Origin of the sequence: Pseudomonas sp. QC2 (assembly GCF_002859085.1) — a bacterium.
Taxonomy (GTDB): Bacteria; Pseudomonadota; Gammaproteobacteria; order Pseudomonadales; family Pseudomonadaceae; genus Aquipseudomonas; species Aquipseudomonas petroselini.
Genome location: NZ_PKKS01000008.1, coordinates 87,860 through 104,417 on the forward strand (window position 1 = coordinate 87,860; position 16,558 = coordinate 104,417).

Consider the following 16,558-nt stretch of genomic DNA (forward strand, 5'->3'; position numbering starts at 1 on the left):
CGGAAGGCGCGCAATTAAACCATAACCGGCGACATGACAATTTATGTCTAGCGGTAGGTAGCCATCGCACTTTGTGGTTAACTTCCGCTTCTCGAATTCGTTTTATCAAACCCAGCATAAGGATTCTGTTCATGGCCCAAGTCACCCTTCGTGGTAACCCCGTCCAGGTTGAAGGCGAACTGCCGAAAACCGGTTCCACCGCCCCTGAGTTCAGCCTTGTCGCTGTCGACCTGTCGGAAGCTTCCCTGGAAACGTTCGCCGGCAAGCGCAAAGTACTGAACATCTTCCCAAGCGTTGATACCCCGACCTGCGCCACCTCGGTACGCAAGTTCAACGCCCAGGCCAACGACGTGAGCAACACTGTCGTGCTGTGCATCTCGTCTGACCTGCCGTTCGCCCAGAAGCGTTTCTGCGGCACCGAAGGCCTGGACAACGTGCTGAGCCTGTCGGACTTCCGCAACGCCGACTTCGCTGTTGACTACGGTGTGTCTCTCGCCGACGGCCCATTGCAAGGCCTGACCGCCCGTGCCGTCGTGGTATTGGACGAAAACAACAACGTGCTGCACAGCGAACTGGTCAGCGAAATCGGCCAGGAGCCGAACTACGAAGCAGCCCTGGCTGTTTTGAAGTAACTGTTTCGGTACGTTACTGCCGTTTTGCAGTAACACGCTTGCTGCATAATTGCGGCCTGGCCTAGTCCAGGCCGTTTTTATTTGTGCCTCAGGGGCTTAGCGAAATAGCGAACGGACTAAGCCCAGAAGTTAAAAGTTGTAAGCCCAAGGTAAATAGCCGGTAAAGGCGCTTTTCTTAATGCGCCCCAGTGCTTATCTTTCAGCCTCCCAAAGAAGAAGCTCTCGCGCCCAATGGTTGATCAATCCATGCAATCCTCCCCCCGTAAGTCCCGCCGCTGGCTGTTTGGCATGCTCGTGCTGCTGGTTATCGCCAGCCTGTGCTGGAAATTCTGGCCCGGCAGCCACAAGGAGGGTGCCGAGCAGAAGCCCGCCGGGCATGCCGGCAAGTCGGGGATGATGCGCCCGGGTTTCGGTGGCTCCACCGGCCCGGTGCCGGTGCGCGTGGCACCGGCGGTGCTGGGGGAGTTTCCGGTCTACTACAAGGCACTGGGCACGGTCACCGCGCTCAACACCATCAATGTGCGCAGCCGGGTGGGCGGCGAGCTGGTGAAGATTGCCTTTGAAGAAGGCCAGATGGTCAAAGCCGGCGACCTGCTCGCCGAGATCGACCCGCGCAGCTACCAGAATGCTCTGCTCCAGGCCCAGGGCACGTTGATGCAGAACCAGGCCCAGCTGAAAAACGCCCAGGTCGACGTCCAGCGTTATCGCGACCTGTACGCCCAGGACAGTATCGCCAAGCAGACCCTCGACACCGCCGAAGCGCTGGTGCTGCAATACCAGGGCACGGTCAAGACCAACCAGGGCGCGGTGGATGACGCCAAGCTCAACCTCGAATTCACCAAGATCCGCGCACCGATCAGTGGCCGCGTGGGCCTGCGCCAGGTGGACGTGGGCAACCTGGTGGCGGCCAACGACACCACCTTCCTCGCGGTGATCACCCAGACCCAGCCGATCAGCGTGGCCTTCACCCTGCCGGAGAACACCCTGGAAACCGTGCTCGCCCGCTACCACGCCGGCAATAAGCTGCCCGTGGAAGCCTGGGACCGTGGCGACGTGAAAAAACAGGCCACTGGCGTGCTGCAGAGCCTGGACAACCAGATCGACGTCACCACCGGCACCCTGAAATTCAAGGCCCGTTTCGATAACAAGGACCAGGCGCTGTTCCCGAACCAGTTCGTCAATGTGCACCTGCTGGCCGACACCCTGCACGACGTGGTGCTGGCACCCTCGGCGGCGATCCAGTTCGGCAACACCGGCACCTTCGTCTACGTGCTCGACGGTGACAAGAAGGTCAAGGTGCAACCGCTGGTGGTGGGAGACACCGACGGCGACAACACCGTGATCAAAGAGGGCCTCAAGGCTGGCGATCGGGTGGTGCTGGAAGGCACCGACCGCCTCAAGGACGGCAGCGAGATCGAAGTGGTCAACGACAGCAGCGAAGTGCCGACCACCCCGACCGAACACCTGCAAGGCAAGCCTGCGGCTAAAGGGGAGACCGGCAGCACCGCCGGCAAGGCGCAAAAGGTCGGTTCATGAACCTGTCGCGGCTGTTTATCCTTCGCCCGGTCGCCACCACGCTGAGCATGCTGGCCATTGTACTGGCCGGCATCATTTCGTACCGCCTGCTGCCGGTATCGGCCTTGCCCCAGGTGGATTACCCGACCATCCGGGTGATGACCCTGTACCCCGGCGCCAGCCCGGATGTGATGACCAGTGCGGTCACCGCGCCGCTGGAACGCCAATTCGGGCAAATGCCTGGCCTCACGCAGATGGCGTCCACCAGCTCCGGCGGCGCGTCGGTGCTGACCCTGCGTTTCAACCTCGACATCAATATGGATGTCGCCGAGCAGCAGGTGCAGGCTGCGATCAACGCTGCCACCAACCTGCTGCCCAAGGACCTGCCGGCGCCGCCGGTGTACAACAAGGTCAACCCGGCGGACACCCCGGTGCTGACCTTGGCAATCACCTCCAAGACCATGCTGCTGCCCAAGCTCAATGACCTGGTCGATACGCGCATGGCGCAGAAAATCGCGCAGATCAGCGGCGTCGGCATGGTCAGCATCGCCGGCGGCCAGCGCCAGGCCGTGCGTATCAAGGTCAACCCCGAGGCCCTGGCGGCCAACGGCCTGAACCTGTCGGACGTGCGCACCCTGATCGCCGCCTCCAACGTCAACCAGCCCAAGGGCAACTTCGACGGCCCGACGCGGGTGTCGATGCTCGACGCCAACGACCAGTTGGTGTCGCCCCAGCAATACGCCGAATTGATCCTGGCCTACAACAATGGCGCGCCGCTGCGCCTTAAAGACGTGGCACAGATCGTCGACGGTGCCGAAAACGAACGCCTCGCTGCCTGGGCCAACGAAAACCAGGCCGTGCTGCTGAATATCCAGCGTCAGCCGGGGGCCAACGTGATCGAGGTGGTGGACCGTATCAAGGCATTGCTGCCGAGTATCACCGACAACTTGCCGGCCGGCCTCGACGTGACGGTGCTCACCGACCGCACCCAGACCATCCGCGCCTCGGTAAAAGACGTGCAGCACGAATTGCTCATCGCCATTGCCTTGGTGGTGATGGTGACTTTCCTGTTCCTGCGTCGGGTCAGCGCCACGATCATTCCCTCGATTGCCGTGCCGCTGTCGCTGGTGGGCACCTTTGGCGTGATGTACCTGGCGGGTTTCTCCATCAATAACCTGACGCTGATGGCCCTGACCATCGCCACCGGGTTTGTGGTGGACGACGCCATCGTGATGCTGGAAAACATCTCCCGTTACATCGAAGAAGGCGAAACGCCGCTGGCCGCCGCGCTCAAGGGTGCCAAGCAGATCGGCTTCACCCTGATTTCCCTGACGCTGTCGCTGATCGCGGTGCTGATCCCGCTGTTGTTCATGGCTGACGTCGTGGGGCGGCTGTTCCGCGAATTCGCCATCACCCTGGCGGTGGCGATCCTGATCTCCCTGGTGGTGTCCCTGACCCTCACGCCGATGATGTGCGCGCGGTTGCTCAAGCGTGAACCCAAGATCGAGGAGCAGAGCCGCTTCTACAAGGCCAGCGGCGCCTGGATCGATTGGCTGATCGCGCGTTACGGGAGCATGTTGCAGTGGGTGCTCAAGCACCAGCCGCTGACCCTGCTGGTTGCCATTGCCACGCTGGGCCTGACCGTATGCCTTTACCTAGTGGTGCCCAAGGGCTTCTTCCCGGTGCAGGACACTGGGGTGATCCAGGGCATTTCCGAAGCGCCGCAGTCGATTTCGTTCGCGGCCATGAGCCAGCGCCAGCAACAGTTGGCCAAGATCATCCTGGCCGACCCGGCGGTGGAAAGCCTGTCGTCCTATATTGGCGTGGATGGCGATAACGCCACCCTCAATAGCGGGCGCTTGCTGATCAACCTCAAGGCCCACGGCCAGCGTGACCTGAGCGCAGCCCAGGTGATCACCCGCCTGCAGCCGGAAATCGACAAGCTGGTGGGCATCCGCCTGTTCATGCAGCCGGTGCAGGACCTGACCATCGAAGACCGCGTCAGCCGCACCCAGTACCAATTCAGCATGTCCTCGCCGGATGCCGAGCTGCTGGCGCTGTGGAGCGACAAGCTGGTCCACGCGTTGAGCCAGTTGCCCGAACTCACCGACGTGGCCAGCGATCTGCAGGACAAGGGCCTGCAGGTGTATTTGGTGATCGACCGCGATGCCGCCTCGCGGCTGGGCGTGAGCGTATCGACCATCACCGACGCGCTGTATGACGCCTTCGGCCAGCGGCAGATTTCCACCATCTACACCCAGGCCAGCCAGTACCGCGTGGTATTGCAGGCCCAATCCGGCGAAACCCTGGGGCCCGAGGCGCTGAACCAGATCCATGTGAAGACCACCGACGGCGGCCAGGTGCGCTTGTCCAGCCTGGCCCATGTGGAACAGCGCCAGGCCCAGTTGGCGATTGCGCACATCGGCCAGTTCCCGGCGGTGATGATGTCGTTCAACCTGGCCCCCGGCGTTGCGCTGGGCAAAGGCGTGGAGCTGATCAACCAGACCCAGAAAGACATCGGCATGCCGGTGGGCGTGCAGACCCAGTTCCAGGGCGCGGCCCAGGCGTTCGAGGCGTCGCTGTCGAGCACCTTGCTGCTGATCCTGGCGGCGGTGGTCACCATGTACATCGTGCTGGGTGTGCTCTACGAGAGCTATATCCACCCGATCACCATTCTCTCGACCTTGCCTTCGGCGGCGGTGGGGGCATTGCTGGCCCTGCTGCTCAGTGGCAATGACCTGGGCATGATCGCGATCATCGGCATCATTCTGCTGATCGGTATCGTCAAGAAGAACGCGATCATGATGATCGACTTCGCCCTCGACGCCGAACGCAACCAGGGCCTCGACCCGCAGACTGCCATCTACCAGGCGGCGCTGCTGCGTTTCCGGCCGATCCTGATGACCACCCTGGCGGCGCTGTTTGGTGCGGTGCCCTTGATGTTGGCCACCGGTTCCGGCGCGGAATTGCGCCAACCGCTGGGTTTGGTGATGGTCGGCGGCTTGCTGGTAAGCCAGGTGTTGACGTTGTTCACCACCCCGGTGATCTACCTGTACTTCGACCGTCTCGGCCGCCGCTGGCGCAAAGAGCCGCAAAGCCTGGAGCCGGTTGAGTCATGAACCTGTCCGGACCTTTCATCCGTCGGCCGGTAGCGACCATGCTGCTGAGCCTGGCGATCATGTTGCTGGGCGGTGTCAGCTTCAACCTGCTGCCGGTGTCGCCGCTGCCGCAGATCGACTTCCCGGTGATCGTGGTGTCGGCCAGCTTGCCCGGCGCCAGCCCCGAGGTGATGGCGTCTACCGTGGCCACGCCGCTGGAGCGCTCGTTCGGCGCGATTGCCGGCATTACCACCATGAGCAGTTCGTCGAGCCAGGGTTCCACCCGGGTGATCCTCGCGTTCGATTCCGACCGCGATATCAACGGCGCGGCGCGGGAAGTGCAGGCGGCGATCAACGCCTCGCGCAACCTGCTGCCCAGCGGTATGCGCAGCATGCCCACGTACAAGAAGATCAACCCGTCCCAGGCGCCAATCATGGTGCTGTCGCTCACCTCGGACGTGCTGCAGAAAGGCCAGCTGTACGACCTGGCCTCGACCATCCTCTCGCAAAGCCTGTCCCAGGTGCCGGGTGTAGGCGAAGTGCAGATCGGCGGCAGCTCCCTGCCGGCGGTGCGCATCGAGCTGGAGCCCAAGGCGCTCGATCAGTACGGCGTGGCCCTCGACGATGTACGCAACACCATCGCCAACGCCAACCAGCGGCGGCCCAAAGGCTCCCTGGAAGACAGCCAGCGTAACTGGCAGATCCAGGCCAACGACCAGTTGGAGAAAGCCAAGGACTACGAGCCGCTGCTGATTCGCTACCAGAACGGCGCAGCCCTGCGCCTCGGGGATGTCGCCAAGATCAGCGACGGCGTGGAAGACCGCTACAACAGCGGCTTCTTCAACAATGACTCGGCGGTGCTGCTGGTGATTAACCGCCAGTCCGGTGCCAACATCATCGAGACCGTCCGCCAGATCAAGGCACAACTGCCCGCGTTGCAGGCGGTGCTGCCGTCCAGCGTCAAGCTCAGCCTGGCGATGGACCGCTCGCCGGTGATCACCGCCACCTTGCACGAAGCCGAGATGACCCTGTTGATCGCGGTGGGGCTGGTGATCCTGGTGGTGTACCTGTTCCTGGGCAACTTCCGCGCTTCGTTGATCCCGACCCTGGCGGTGCCGGTGTCGTTGGTGGGCACGTTCGCGATCATGTACCTCTACGGTTTCTCGCTGAACAACTTCTCGCTGATGGCGCTGATCCTGGCCACCGGCCTTGTGGTGGACGATGCCATCGTGGTGCTGGAGAACATTTCCCGGCACATCGACGAAGGCGTGCCGCCGATGAAGGCGGCGTACCTGGGGGCCGAGGAAGTCGGCTTTACCCTGTTGTCGATGAACGTGTCGCTGGTGGCGGTGTTCCTGTCCATCCTGTTCATGGGCGGGATTGTCACCAACCTGTTTCGCGAGTTTTCCATCACCTTGTCGGCGGCGATCATTGTGTCGCTGATCGTCTCGTTGACCCTCACGCCGATGCTCTGCGCGCGCTGGCTCAAGCCGCATGTCAAAGACCGGATGACCGGTTTGCAGCGATGGAGCCAGAAGATCAACGACCGTATGGTCGCCGGCTACGCCACCAGCCTGGACTGGGTGCTGCGCCATCGTCGCCTGACCCTGCTCAGCCTGTTGCTGACCATTGGTATGAACGTGGCGTTGTACGTGGTGGTGCCGAAAACCTTCATGCCCCAGCAGGACACCGGCCAGTTGATCGGTTTTGTGCGCGGTGATGACGGGCTGTCGTTCAGCGTGATGCAGCCGAAGATGGAGACCTTTCGCCAAGCGGTGCTCAAGGACCCGGCGGTGCTCAGCGTGGCCGGCTTCATCGGCGGCAACAACGGCACTAACAACGCGGTGATGCTGGTACGCCTGAAGCCTATCAGCGAACGCAAGATTTCCGCCCAGGCGGTGATCGAGCGCCTGCGCAAGGACGTGCCGCTGGTGCCGGGCGGTCGTCTGTTCCTGATGGCCGACCAGGACCTGCAATTTGGTGGCAGTCGCGACCAAACCAGCGCGCAGTATTCCTACATCCTGCAAAGCGGCGACCTCGCGGCACTGCGCCTGTGGTACCCGAAAGTGGTCGCGGCCTTGCGTGAGCTGCCGGAGCTCACCGCCATCGACGCCCGCGAAGGCCGGGGTGCGGCGCAGGTCACGCTGATCGTCGACCGCGACCAGGCCAAGCGCCTGGGTATCGACATGGACATGGTCACGGCGGTGCTTAACAACGCCTACAGCCAGCGGCAGATTTCCACCATTTACGACAGCCTCAACCAGTACCAAGTGGTGATGGAGGTCAATCCCAAGTACGCCCAGGACCCGATCACCCTCAACCAGATGCAGGTGATTACTTCCACGGGTGCACGGGTGCCGTTGTCGACCATTGCCCACTATGAGAACAGCCTGGCCGATGACCGCGTCAGCCACGAAGGCCAGTTCGCCTCGGAAAACATTGCCTTCGACATGGCGCCCGGTGTGACGGTGGAGCAGGGCACGGCCGCCATCGAGCGGGCGATTGCCAAAGTCGGGTTGCCGGAAGACGTGATCGCCAAGATGGCCGGCACCGCCGATGCCTTCGCGGCCACGCAGAAGGGCCAGCCGTTCATGATCCTCGGCGCGCTGGTGGCGGTGTACCTGGTGCTGGGCATTCTGTATGAAAGCTACATTCACCCGCTGACGATTCTCTCGACCCTGCCGTCGGCGGGGGTCGGCGCCATGCTCGCGATTTACCTGACGGGGGGCGAGTTCAGCCTGATTTCCTTGCTGGGCCTGTTTCTGTTGATCGGGGTGGTGAAGAAAAACGCGATCCTGATGATCGACTTGGCGTTGCAGTTGGAGCGCAACGACGGCCTGGGCCCGCTGGAATCGATCCGCAGCGCCTGCCTGTTGCGTTTGCGCCCGATCCTGATGACCACCCTGGCGGCCATCCTCGGCGCCTTGCCTTTGCTGCTGGGCACGGGTGATGGCGCGGAAATGCGTCGCCCCCTGGGCCTGACCATTATCGGCGGCCTGGTGTTCAGCCAGGTCTTGACCCTTTACACCACCCCGGTGGTTTACCTTTATCTCGACCGCGCGCGCCATCGCTTCAACGCCTGGCGCGGCGTGCGGACCGATGCTGCCCTGGACACTGCGCTATGACCGATCCAATCAACGCCCCCGTAGGCACCGGTATCCTGTGGAGAGGGAGCTTGCTCCCGTTGGGCTGCGCAGCAGCCCCCAAAATGCTGGGGAGCGCTTCGCACTCCAGCGGGAGCAAGCTCCCTCGCCACAATACGGGTGCCAAACTGTTGGTGATGGTGCTGTGTGGCGTGTTGCTCAGCGCCTGCGCCATCGGCCCTGACTACAAGCGTCCTGACGTCATCGAACCGGCCCAATTCAAGGAAGCCCAGGGCTGGCGCCAGGCTACCCCAAGTGACTCCCTGGCCCGTGGCGCCTGGTGGGAATTGTACGGCGACCGCCAGCTCAATGACCTGGTGCTGCGCCTGAACACCTCCAACCAGACCGTGGCCCAGGCCGAGGCCCGTTTCCGCCAGGCCCAGGCCCTGGTGCGCAGCTCCCGCGGGGCGTTTTACCCCAGCGTCGACCTGAGCGTCGGGAAAACCCGTGCCAGCCAGGGCACCGGCAGCAGCAGCGCCAGCCTTAGCAGTTCAAGCAGCGGCATCCGTGACACCCTCAACGCGCAATTGGGCGTGAGCTGGGAGGCGGACATCTGGGGCAAGCTGCGCCGTGGTCTGGAAGCCAACGAGGCCAGCGCCGAAGCCAGCTCGGCAGACCTGGCGGCGATGCGCCTGAGCCAGCAGTCGGAACTGGTGCAAAGCTACCTGCAACTGCGCGTCATGGATGAACAGACACGTTTGCTGCAAGCCACCCTCGAGACCTACCAACGCTCCCTGCAAATGACCGAAAACCAATACCGCGCCGGTGTGTCCGGCAAGGATGCGGTGGCCCAGGCGCAAACCCAATTGAAGACCACCCAGGCCAGCCTGATCGACCTGATCTGGCAGCGTGCCCAACTGGAAAACGCGATTGCCGTGCTGATCGGCGAGGCGCCGGCCAACTTCAACCTGGCGGTGAGCAAAGACATCCCGGCGCTGCCGCAGATTCCAGTGAGCCTGCCCTCGCAACTGCTGGAGCGCCGCCCGGACATTGCCTCGGCCGAACGCTCGGTGATCGCCGCCAACGCCAATATCGGTGTGGCCAAGGCCGCCTACTACCCGGACCTGAGCCTGAGCCTGGCCGGTGGTTACTCCAGCAGCACCTACGCCGACTGGATCAGCCTGCCGAACCGCTTCTGGTCGGTAGGGCCGAAGTTGGCCATGACCCTGTTCGACGGTGGCCAGCGTTCGGCGGAAGTCGACCGTACCGTGGCCTCCTATGACGAGACCGTGGCCAAATACCGCCAGACCGTACTGGATGGTTTCCGCGAAGTGGAAAACTACATGGTGCAACTCAAGGTGCTGGAAGACGAGGCGGTGGTCAGCAACGAAGCGCTGGAGGCCGCACGCGAGTCGCTGCGCCTGACCCAGAACCAGTACAAGGCCGGCCTGATTGCCTACCTGGACGTGGTCACCGTACAAGCCACCGCCCTGAGCAACGAACGCACGGTGCTGACCTTACTGCAGACACGCCTGGTGGCGAGCGTGCAACTGATCGCGGCATTGGGCGGTGGTTGGGACGGGCAGACGCCAATCGCCGACAAGAATTAAAGATGAACGCAATCCAATGTGGGAGCGACCGCACGCCCACATTTTGAACTCAGCCAGCCCTGGTATTTGAGTCGTTACTGAGCCATACGATTGGCGTCAAAAAGCCACTAATGGCCCTCTGATAATTAATCAAGTACTCAAGAATTATTCTCGCTACAATCGCCCGCTTTGCCACTTGGCACGGGCGTCTCAGGCCCGTGGCGCACGAGAAGTCCCATGCTCATCGGTAGTTATTCACCCTCACTGGTCGTGATTTCGCTGTTCGTCGCGATCCTGGCTTCCTACACCGCGCTCGACCTTTCCGGCCGGATCGCCACCGCCAAGGGACGCGGTGTCTATTTATGGATAACCGGCGGCGCCATGGCGATGGGCGTGGGCGTGTGGTCGATGCACTTCATCGGCATGCTGGCGTTGCGTTTGCCGTTTGCCCTGGGGTTCGACGTAGGCATCACTGCGTTGTCGTTGTTGATTGCGGTGTTGTCCAGCGGCTTTGCCTTGTGGCTGGTCAGCCAGCCGCGCTTACCGGCCTGGCAGCTGGCATTGGGCGCGCTGATCATGGGCACCGGCATTGCCAGCATGCATTACACCGGCATGGCCGCGATGCGGATGACGCCGGGTATCGACTACGACCCCGCCTTATTCGGCGCTTCGCTGCTGATCGCGGTCGCGGCGTCCGGCGCTGCGCTGTGGATCGCCTATAACCTGCGGCGCAATACCCCGTACGTACGCCTCGCGCGCGGTGGGGCGGCGGTGGTGATGGGTTTTGCCATCGTCGGCATGCATTACACCGGCATGGCGGCGGCACGGTTTGCCGATGAGAGTTTCTGCGGTGCTGCGCTGAACGGCCTGAGCGGCAAGGGCTTGGATAATCTGGTGCTGGTGACGACCCTGGCGGTGCTGGCCATCGCTTTGCTGACGTCGTTGCTCGATGCGCGTCTGGAAGCCCGCACTGCGGTGCTTGCCGACTCCCTGACCCAAGCCAACCAAGAGCTGACCCACCTGGCCCTGCACGACATGCTCACCGGTCTGCCCAACCGCACTTTGCTCGCTGACCGTATTCAGCAAGCCATGCAGGCGGTGAAGGAGCAGGGTGGCTGCTTCGCACTGATGTTTATTGACCTGGATGGCTTTAAGCCGGTCAACGATGCCTTCGGCCATCATATGGGTGACCAGTTGCTGAGCGAAGTTGGGTTGCGCCTGCGCGAAGACCTGCGCAGCCAGGACACCCTGGCACGCATCGGCGGCGATGAGTTTGTGTTGCTGGTGCAACTGACCCAGCCGGACGATGCCCTCGGCCTCGCCGAACGCCAGGTGGTGCTGATCAACCGCGCCTTCCGGGTGGCCGAGCATGAGTTGAAGATCTCCGCCAGTGTCGGCATCGCCATGTTCCCCGGCAATGGCAATAGCCCCCAGGAGCTGTTGATGAACGCCGACGCCGCGATGTACCACGCCAAGGGCATGGGCAAGAACGGCTACAGCTTCTTTGATGCGTCGATGAACACCAATGCGCGCAAACAATTGCAGTTGTTGCAGGACTTGCGCAACGCGGTGGAACAGCAGCAGTTCCGCCTGTACTACCAGCCCAAGTTCGATGCGCTCAGCGGTATCCCGGTGGGTGCCGAAGCGCTGCTGCGCTGGGAGCATCCGCAGCAGGGCCTGCTGCTGCCGGCGACGTTTATCGAAATGGCGGAAAAGACCGGGCTGATCATTCCCATCGGCGAATGGGTGCTTAACGAAGCCTGTCGTCAAATGAGCCTGTGGTATGCAGAAGGTTACGAACACTGGCGCATCGCCGTAAACCTGTCCGCGTTGCAGTTCTGCCACGTAGGGCTGGTCAAAAGCGTGGCGGCTGCCCTGGAGCGTCACCAGTTGCCGGCCAACAGCCTGACCCTGGAAATCACCGAAACCACGGCCATGAGCGATGCCGATGCGAGCATGACCGTGTTGCAGCAGCTGTCGGACATGGGTGTCGATTTGTCCATCGATGACTTTGGCACCGGCTACTCCAGCCTGATGTACCTCAAGCGTCTTCCGGCCAATGAGCTGAAGATCGACCGCGGTTTTGTGCGCGACCTGGAGCACGACAGCGACGACGCCGCCATCGTTTCGGCCATCGTCGCCCTTGGCCAGGCCTTGGGGTTGCGGATTGTTGCCGAAGGCGTGGAAACCGATGTGCAGCAGAGTTTCCTGACGCGGCTGGGGTGTAACTCCCTGCAAGGTTACCTGTTGGGCCACCCGCTGCCGGCTGACGTTTTCATGGCCGATATCGTGCGCGCCGAAAACGCCGTAGAGCCTGACAAAAGCCGTGCGTGACGGGTATTCTTGGATCCGACCCTAAACACCAGGTTGAATCAGGAGACCGCACGCATGGACAAAGTCCTCATCATCACCGGGGGCAGTCGTGGGATTGGCGCCGAGACGGCATTGCTGGCCGCTCACCAGGGCTATCGCATCTGCATCAACTACCAGTCCGACGAAGAAGCGGCTCACCGCGTGCTTGAGCAAGTGCGTGCGTTGGGCGCCCAGGCCATTGCGGTGCGGGCGGATGTGAGCATCGAGGATGAAGTGATCGCGCTGTTCAATCGCGTCGACAGCGAACTGGGCCGGGTCACCGCGCTGGTCAACAATGCCGGCACGGTGGGGCATAAATCCCGCGTTGATGAGATGTCCGAGTTTCGCATCCTGAAAGTCATGAAGACCAACGTGCTCGGGCCGATCCTGTGCGCCAAGCACGCGGTGCTGCGCATGTCGCCCAAGCATGGCGGGCAGGGTGGCAGCATCGTCAACGTGTCGTCGGTGGCCTCGCGCCTGGGTTCGCCGGGCGAGTATGTCGACTATGCGGCGTCAAAAGGCGCGCTCGATACCTTCACCCTGGGGTTGTCGAAAGAAGTCGCCGGCGAGGGCATTCGCGTCAACGCGGTGCGCCCCGGCTATATCTACACCGACTTCCATGCCCTGAGCGGCGACCCGGACCGCGTCAGCAAGCTTGAGTCCGGCATTCCCATGGCCCGAGGCGGGCGCCCGGATGAAGTGGCGGAAGCGATTATCTGGTTACTGTCGGATAAGGCCTCGTATGCCACCGGCACGTTTTTGGACCTGGGGGGCGGTCGTTGACCGACTGACGCTATCGCGGGCAAGCCCGTCTCCCACGTGGAATGCGTACCCTGTGGGAGCCGGGCTTGCCCGCGATGGCGCCAGTGCAGGCGACCCTTGGCTCAGAACGACCGCACAATCCGCCCCAATGTTTCCATGGCCTTTTCCGACGCCTCGGTCCACGGGCTGCCATAGTTCAGGCGAATGCAGTTGCGAAAGCGCTGGGTCGCCGAGAAGATCGGCCCCGGCGCAATGCTGATGCCTTGCGCCAGCGCCATCTGGAACAACTTCAATGAATCCGTCTGCTCCGGCAACTCCAGCCACAGGAAGTACCCGCCGGCCGGCTGGCTGACGCGGGTCTGCGCCGGGAAGTAGCGCGCGATGGCGGCCAGCATGGCGCTTTGCTGTTCTTCCAGGGCATAGCGCAATTTGCGCAGGTGCCGGTCATAGCCACCGTGCTGCAGATAATCGGCAATCGCTGCCTGGGCCGGCATTGACGGGCACAACGAGGTCATCAATTTCAGCCGTTCGACCTTCTGCGCGAAGCGCCCGGCCGCGACCCAGCCCACCCGGTAACCGGGGGCGAGGCTTTTGGCGAACGAGCCGCAATGCATCACCAGGCCTTCGGTGTCGAAGGCCTTGGCCGGTTTTGGCGCCTGTTGCCCGTAATACAGCTCGGCATACACGTCGTCTTCGATCAGCGGCACTTGATGGCCCCGCAGCAGCTCCACCAATGCCTGTTTCTTGGCTTCCGGCAGGGTCGCGCCCATGGGGTTCTGGAAGCTGGTCATGGTCCAGCAGGCCTTAATCGGATAGCGCTCCAGCGTCTGTGCCAGGGCATTGAGGTCGATGCCATCGCGCGGGTGCACGGGAATTTCCACCGCCTTGAGTTTCAAGCGTTCCAGTACTTGCAGGCAGGCATAGAACGCCGGGGCTTCGATGGCCACCAGGTCACCGGGTTCAGTGACGGCTTGCAGGCACAGGTTCAAGGCCTCCAGCGCGCCATTGGTGATCAGCAGTTCCTCCATGGGCAGCATCAGGCCCCCGACCATGTACCGCAGGGCGATTTGCCTACGCAGTTGCGGGTTGCCCGGCGACATGTCGGTGACCACCAGGCGCGGGTCCATCTCACGGCTGGCGCTGGCCAAGGAACGGGCCAGGCGCGGCAACGGGAATAGCATCGGGCTGGGGAACGCCGAACCGAAAGGCACGGTGTTCGGGTCTTTGATCGAGTCGAGCACCGAGAACACCAGCTCGCTGACATCCACCTCGGTGGACTCATGCACCTGTTCGCTCACCTCCGGCTCGGAAAACGGGCTGGGCGCATGGGTGTTGACGAAGTAGCCGGAGCGCGGCCGCGCGCGGATCAGGCCACGGCGCTCCAGCAGGTAGTAGGCCTGGAACACCGTGGACGGGCTGATGCCGTAAGTCTGGCTGGCATAGCGCACCGAAGGCACCCGCTGGCCGGGGCCAAGCACGCCGGTGCGGATCAGTTCAGCGATGTCGTCGGCGAATTTTTCGTAGCGTTTCATGGGGGCCTAATCACTTTCTTAAATTGTACGCAGGGCTAAATGGGGGAGCTGGCTCGCCTGACAGACCTCAGCGGTTCAGCGGCGCCACGAAGCGACTCTCGGCAGCACTGTAGATCCCGGGCTCATCCACATCCGAGACCTTGAAGCGCAAGGTCTGCGAACTGCTCGCCGGTTTATCCGCCAACAACGCCACCGACACCGGCACATCGCTGATTTCCCCCGCTGCCAGGCTGATTTCCGTCTTGCCTTGCAACTGGAAGCCATCGGCGTCCACCAACGCCAGGCGGTAATCCTGGCGCTGCTGGGTCTTGTTGATCACCTTGAGGCTGTAGATGTTTTCGATCTGGCCCTGAGCGTTCTCGCGGAACAGGCCACGGTCCTTGGTCACGTCCAGCGACACCATCGGCCGTTCCACCAGCGCCACCACCAACGCCGCGATCATCACCAGCAGTACGGCACTGTAGCCGATCAGGCGTGGCCTTAGCAGGTGGGTCTTGCCGCCTTGCAATTGATGTTCGCTGGTGTAGCTCACCAGGCCACGCGGGTAGCCCATTTTGTCCATGATCGAATCGCAGGCGTCGATGCACGCCGCGCAGCCGATGCACTCCATTTGCAGGCCGTCGCGGATGTCGATACCGGTGGGGCACACCTGCACGCACAGTTGGCAGTCGATGCAATCGCCGAGGCCGACATCGGCGGGTTTGACTTCACGCTTGCGCGGGCCACGGTGTTCGCCGCGCGCCACGTCGTAAGAAATGGTCAAGGTGTCTTTGTCGAACATGACGCTCTGGAACCGCGCATACGGGCACATGTGCATGCACACCGCTTCACGCAGCCAGCCGGCGTTGAGGTAGGTGGCACCGGTGAAAAACAGCACCCAGAACAGGCTGACGCCGCCCATTTGCCAGCTCAGCAGTTCGGCGGCCAGGGGGCGGATCGGCGTGAAATAGCCGACAAACGTCAGCCCTGTCAGCACGCTGATACCCAGCCACAACGTGTGTTTGGCCGAGCGCCGCGCCAGTTTGTTCAGGCTCCAAGGTGCGGCGTGCAGCTTGATACGCTGGTTGCGCTCGCCCTCGGTGACTTTTTCGCACCACATGAACAGCCAGGTAAACGCGCTTTGCGGGCAGGTGTAGCCGCACCACACACGGCCGGCAAACACTGTGATCGCAAACAGGCCGAACGCGCAGATGATCAGCAGCGCCGAGAGCAGGATGAAGTCCTGGGGCCAGAACGTCGCGCCAAAGATGTGGAATTTGCTCTCAGCCAAGTCCCATAGCACCGCTTGCCGGCCGTCCCAGTTCAGCCACACGGTGCCGAAAAACGCCAGGAACAGAACGCCTGCACCGGCCACGCGCAAGGTGCGGAACAGGCCGGTGAAACTGCGGGTATGAATCAGGTTGTCGCTGGATTTGGCCTTCACCTTCTTTGGGTGCAAGGGCTCAAAGGTGTCCACGGTGGGGATTCTTTCGCTCATGGTCGTTCGCTCATCAGCCTCCATCAGGCGGACGAACTATGCGCGTGGGGCTGTGTGCATAACAGACTCAGGTAGGGCGATAAAAAGCGGATCAGATGACAAGGGCGCAAGGGCCTGCGTCAATGTGCTGCACCCCATGGCGCCTGGGGTGCAGCAGTGTCTGGGGGGGAACTGATACAGATCAATTAAATCAGCGAACCAGGTTCGTCGGCCTTTACATGCTGGCGGCCATCGTGCGCCCCGGCGACCGTCAAGGCGTCGGCCTCGGCTTCGGTGATGTAGATGCGCTCGGCGGCCAATTCGACGTAAGACATGGATTTTTCAGTGTCGGTCACGATATTGACTCGGGTCGCCGGCACGCTCTGTTCCTGGCCATTGTCATCGAGCATGAAGTAGCACAGCTGGTTTTCGATACGTAGGGGCATGCCGTTCTCCTTATTCGTGAGCTATGTAAGGTTAGGGGCCGCCGATGTGCAGGGGTTCAAGGCAACTGACTGGCGGTCGCTGCTGTCCATCCT

10 protein-coding genes are annotated in these 16,558 nt (G+C 62.3%); 7 read left to right on the forward strand and 3 right to left on the reverse strand.

Going from position 1 to position 16,558, the window contains the following annotated elements:
- The first annotated feature begins 131 nt into the window (after positions 1-131).
- The 7 genes from tpx to QCBJ_RS07175 all read left to right on the forward strand — a co-directional run bounded on the left by tpx (position 132) and on the right by QCBJ_RS07175 (position 13,052).
- Entirely contained in the window at positions 132-632 is a 501-nt protein-coding gene (tpx, locus tag QCBJ_RS07145; protein ID WP_012723935.1) for a thiol peroxidase, read from the forward strand.
- A gap of 231 nt (positions 633-863) precedes the next feature.
- Positions 864-2,168: an MdtA/MuxA family multidrug efflux RND transporter periplasmic adaptor subunit gene (locus QCBJ_RS07150; RefSeq protein WP_102060407.1), complete on the forward strand. Its 1,305-nt coding sequence runs from the start codon at positions 864-866 to the stop codon at positions 2,166-2,168.
- On the forward strand, positions 2,165-5,266 hold the full coding sequence (locus tag QCBJ_RS07155; RefSeq protein WP_046033802.1) for an MdtB/MuxB family multidrug efflux RND transporter permease subunit: 3,102 nt from the start codon (positions 2,165-2,167) through the stop codon (positions 5,264-5,266). The genes QCBJ_RS07150 and QCBJ_RS07155 overlap by 4 nt, the downstream gene beginning before the upstream one ends.
- Positions 5,263-8,370: an efflux RND transporter permease subunit gene (locus tag QCBJ_RS07160; protein ID WP_012723938.1), complete on the forward strand. Its 3,108-nt coding sequence runs from the start codon at positions 5,263-5,265 to the stop codon at positions 8,368-8,370. Before QCBJ_RS07155 ends, QCBJ_RS07160 begins: the two co-directional genes overlap by 4 nt.
- A gap of 155 nt (positions 8,371-8,525) precedes the next feature.
- Entirely contained in the window at positions 8,526-9,938 is a 1,413-nt protein-coding gene (locus tag QCBJ_RS07165) for an efflux transporter outer membrane subunit (protein ID WP_256581474.1), read from the forward strand.
- A gap of 216 nt (positions 9,939-10,154) precedes the next feature.
- The gene (locus tag QCBJ_RS07170; RefSeq protein WP_102060409.1) at positions 10,155-12,251 is read left to right on the forward strand and encodes a bifunctional diguanylate cyclase/phosphodiesterase; all 2,097 of its coding nucleotides are present in this window, start codon (positions 10,155-10,157) and stop codon (positions 12,249-12,251) included.
- A 54-nt stretch (positions 12,252-12,305) separates the two neighbouring features.
- Entirely contained in the window at positions 12,306-13,052 is a 747-nt protein-coding gene (locus tag QCBJ_RS07175) for an SDR family oxidoreductase (protein ID WP_046033806.1), read from the forward strand.
- Between the two features lie 101 nt (positions 13,053-13,153).
- Here QCBJ_RS07175 and mapR read toward each other — a convergent pair whose 3' ends face one another.
- From mapR to QCBJ_RS07190, 3 genes are all read right to left on the reverse strand, one after another.
- The gene (mapR, locus tag QCBJ_RS07180) at positions 13,154-14,563 is read right to left on the reverse strand and encodes a GntR family transcriptional regulator MpaR (protein ID WP_012723942.1); all 1,410 of its coding nucleotides are present in this window, start codon (positions 14,561-14,563) and stop codon (positions 13,154-13,156) included.
- 67 nt (positions 14,564-14,630) lie between these two features.
- Positions 14,631-16,040, reverse strand: coding sequence for a cytochrome c oxidase accessory protein CcoG (gene ccoG, locus QCBJ_RS07185; protein ID WP_102060410.1), 1,410 nt, complete (start codon positions 16,038-16,040; stop codon positions 14,631-14,633).
- A 185-nt stretch (positions 16,041-16,225) separates the two neighbouring features.
- Complete coding sequence (locus QCBJ_RS07190; RefSeq protein ID WP_012723944.1) at positions 16,226-16,465, reverse strand: DUF3203 family protein; 240 nt, start codon at positions 16,463-16,465, stop codon at positions 16,226-16,228.
- Between the last annotated feature and the right edge of the window lie 93 nt (positions 16,466-16,558).

Coding starts and splice junctions, on each gene's coding strand:
- tpx (WP_012723935.1), top strand. CDS start 132: ATGGCCCAAGTCACCCTTCGTGGTAACCCCGTCCAGGTTGAAGGCGAA.
- QCBJ_RS07150 (WP_102060407.1), top strand. CDS start 864: ATGGTTGATCAATCCATGCAATCCTCCCCCCGTAAGTCCCGCCGCTGG.
- QCBJ_RS07155 (WP_046033802.1), top strand. CDS start 2,165: ATGAACCTGTCGCGGCTGTTTATCCTTCGCCCGGTCGCCACCACGCTG.
- QCBJ_RS07160 (WP_012723938.1), top strand. CDS start 5,263: ATGAACCTGTCCGGACCTTTCATCCGTCGGCCGGTAGCGACCATGCTG.
- QCBJ_RS07165 (WP_256581474.1), top strand. CDS start 8,526: ATGGTGCTGTGTGGCGTGTTGCTCAGCGCCTGCGCCATCGGCCCTGAC.
- QCBJ_RS07170 (WP_102060409.1), top strand. CDS start 10,155: ATGCTCATCGGTAGTTATTCACCCTCACTGGTCGTGATTTCGCTGTTC.
- QCBJ_RS07175 (WP_046033806.1), top strand. CDS start 12,306: ATGGACAAAGTCCTCATCATCACCGGGGGCAGTCGTGGGATTGGCGCC.
- mapR (WP_012723942.1), bottom strand. CDS start 14,563: ATGAAACGCTACGAAAAATTCGCCGACGACATCGCTGAACTGATCCGC.
- ccoG (WP_102060410.1), bottom strand. CDS start 16,040: ATGAGCGAAAGAATCCCCACCGTGGACACCTTTGAGCCCTTGCACCCA.
- QCBJ_RS07190 (WP_012723944.1), bottom strand. CDS start 16,465: ATGCCCCTACGTATCGAAAACCAGCTGTGCTACTTCATGCTCGATGAC.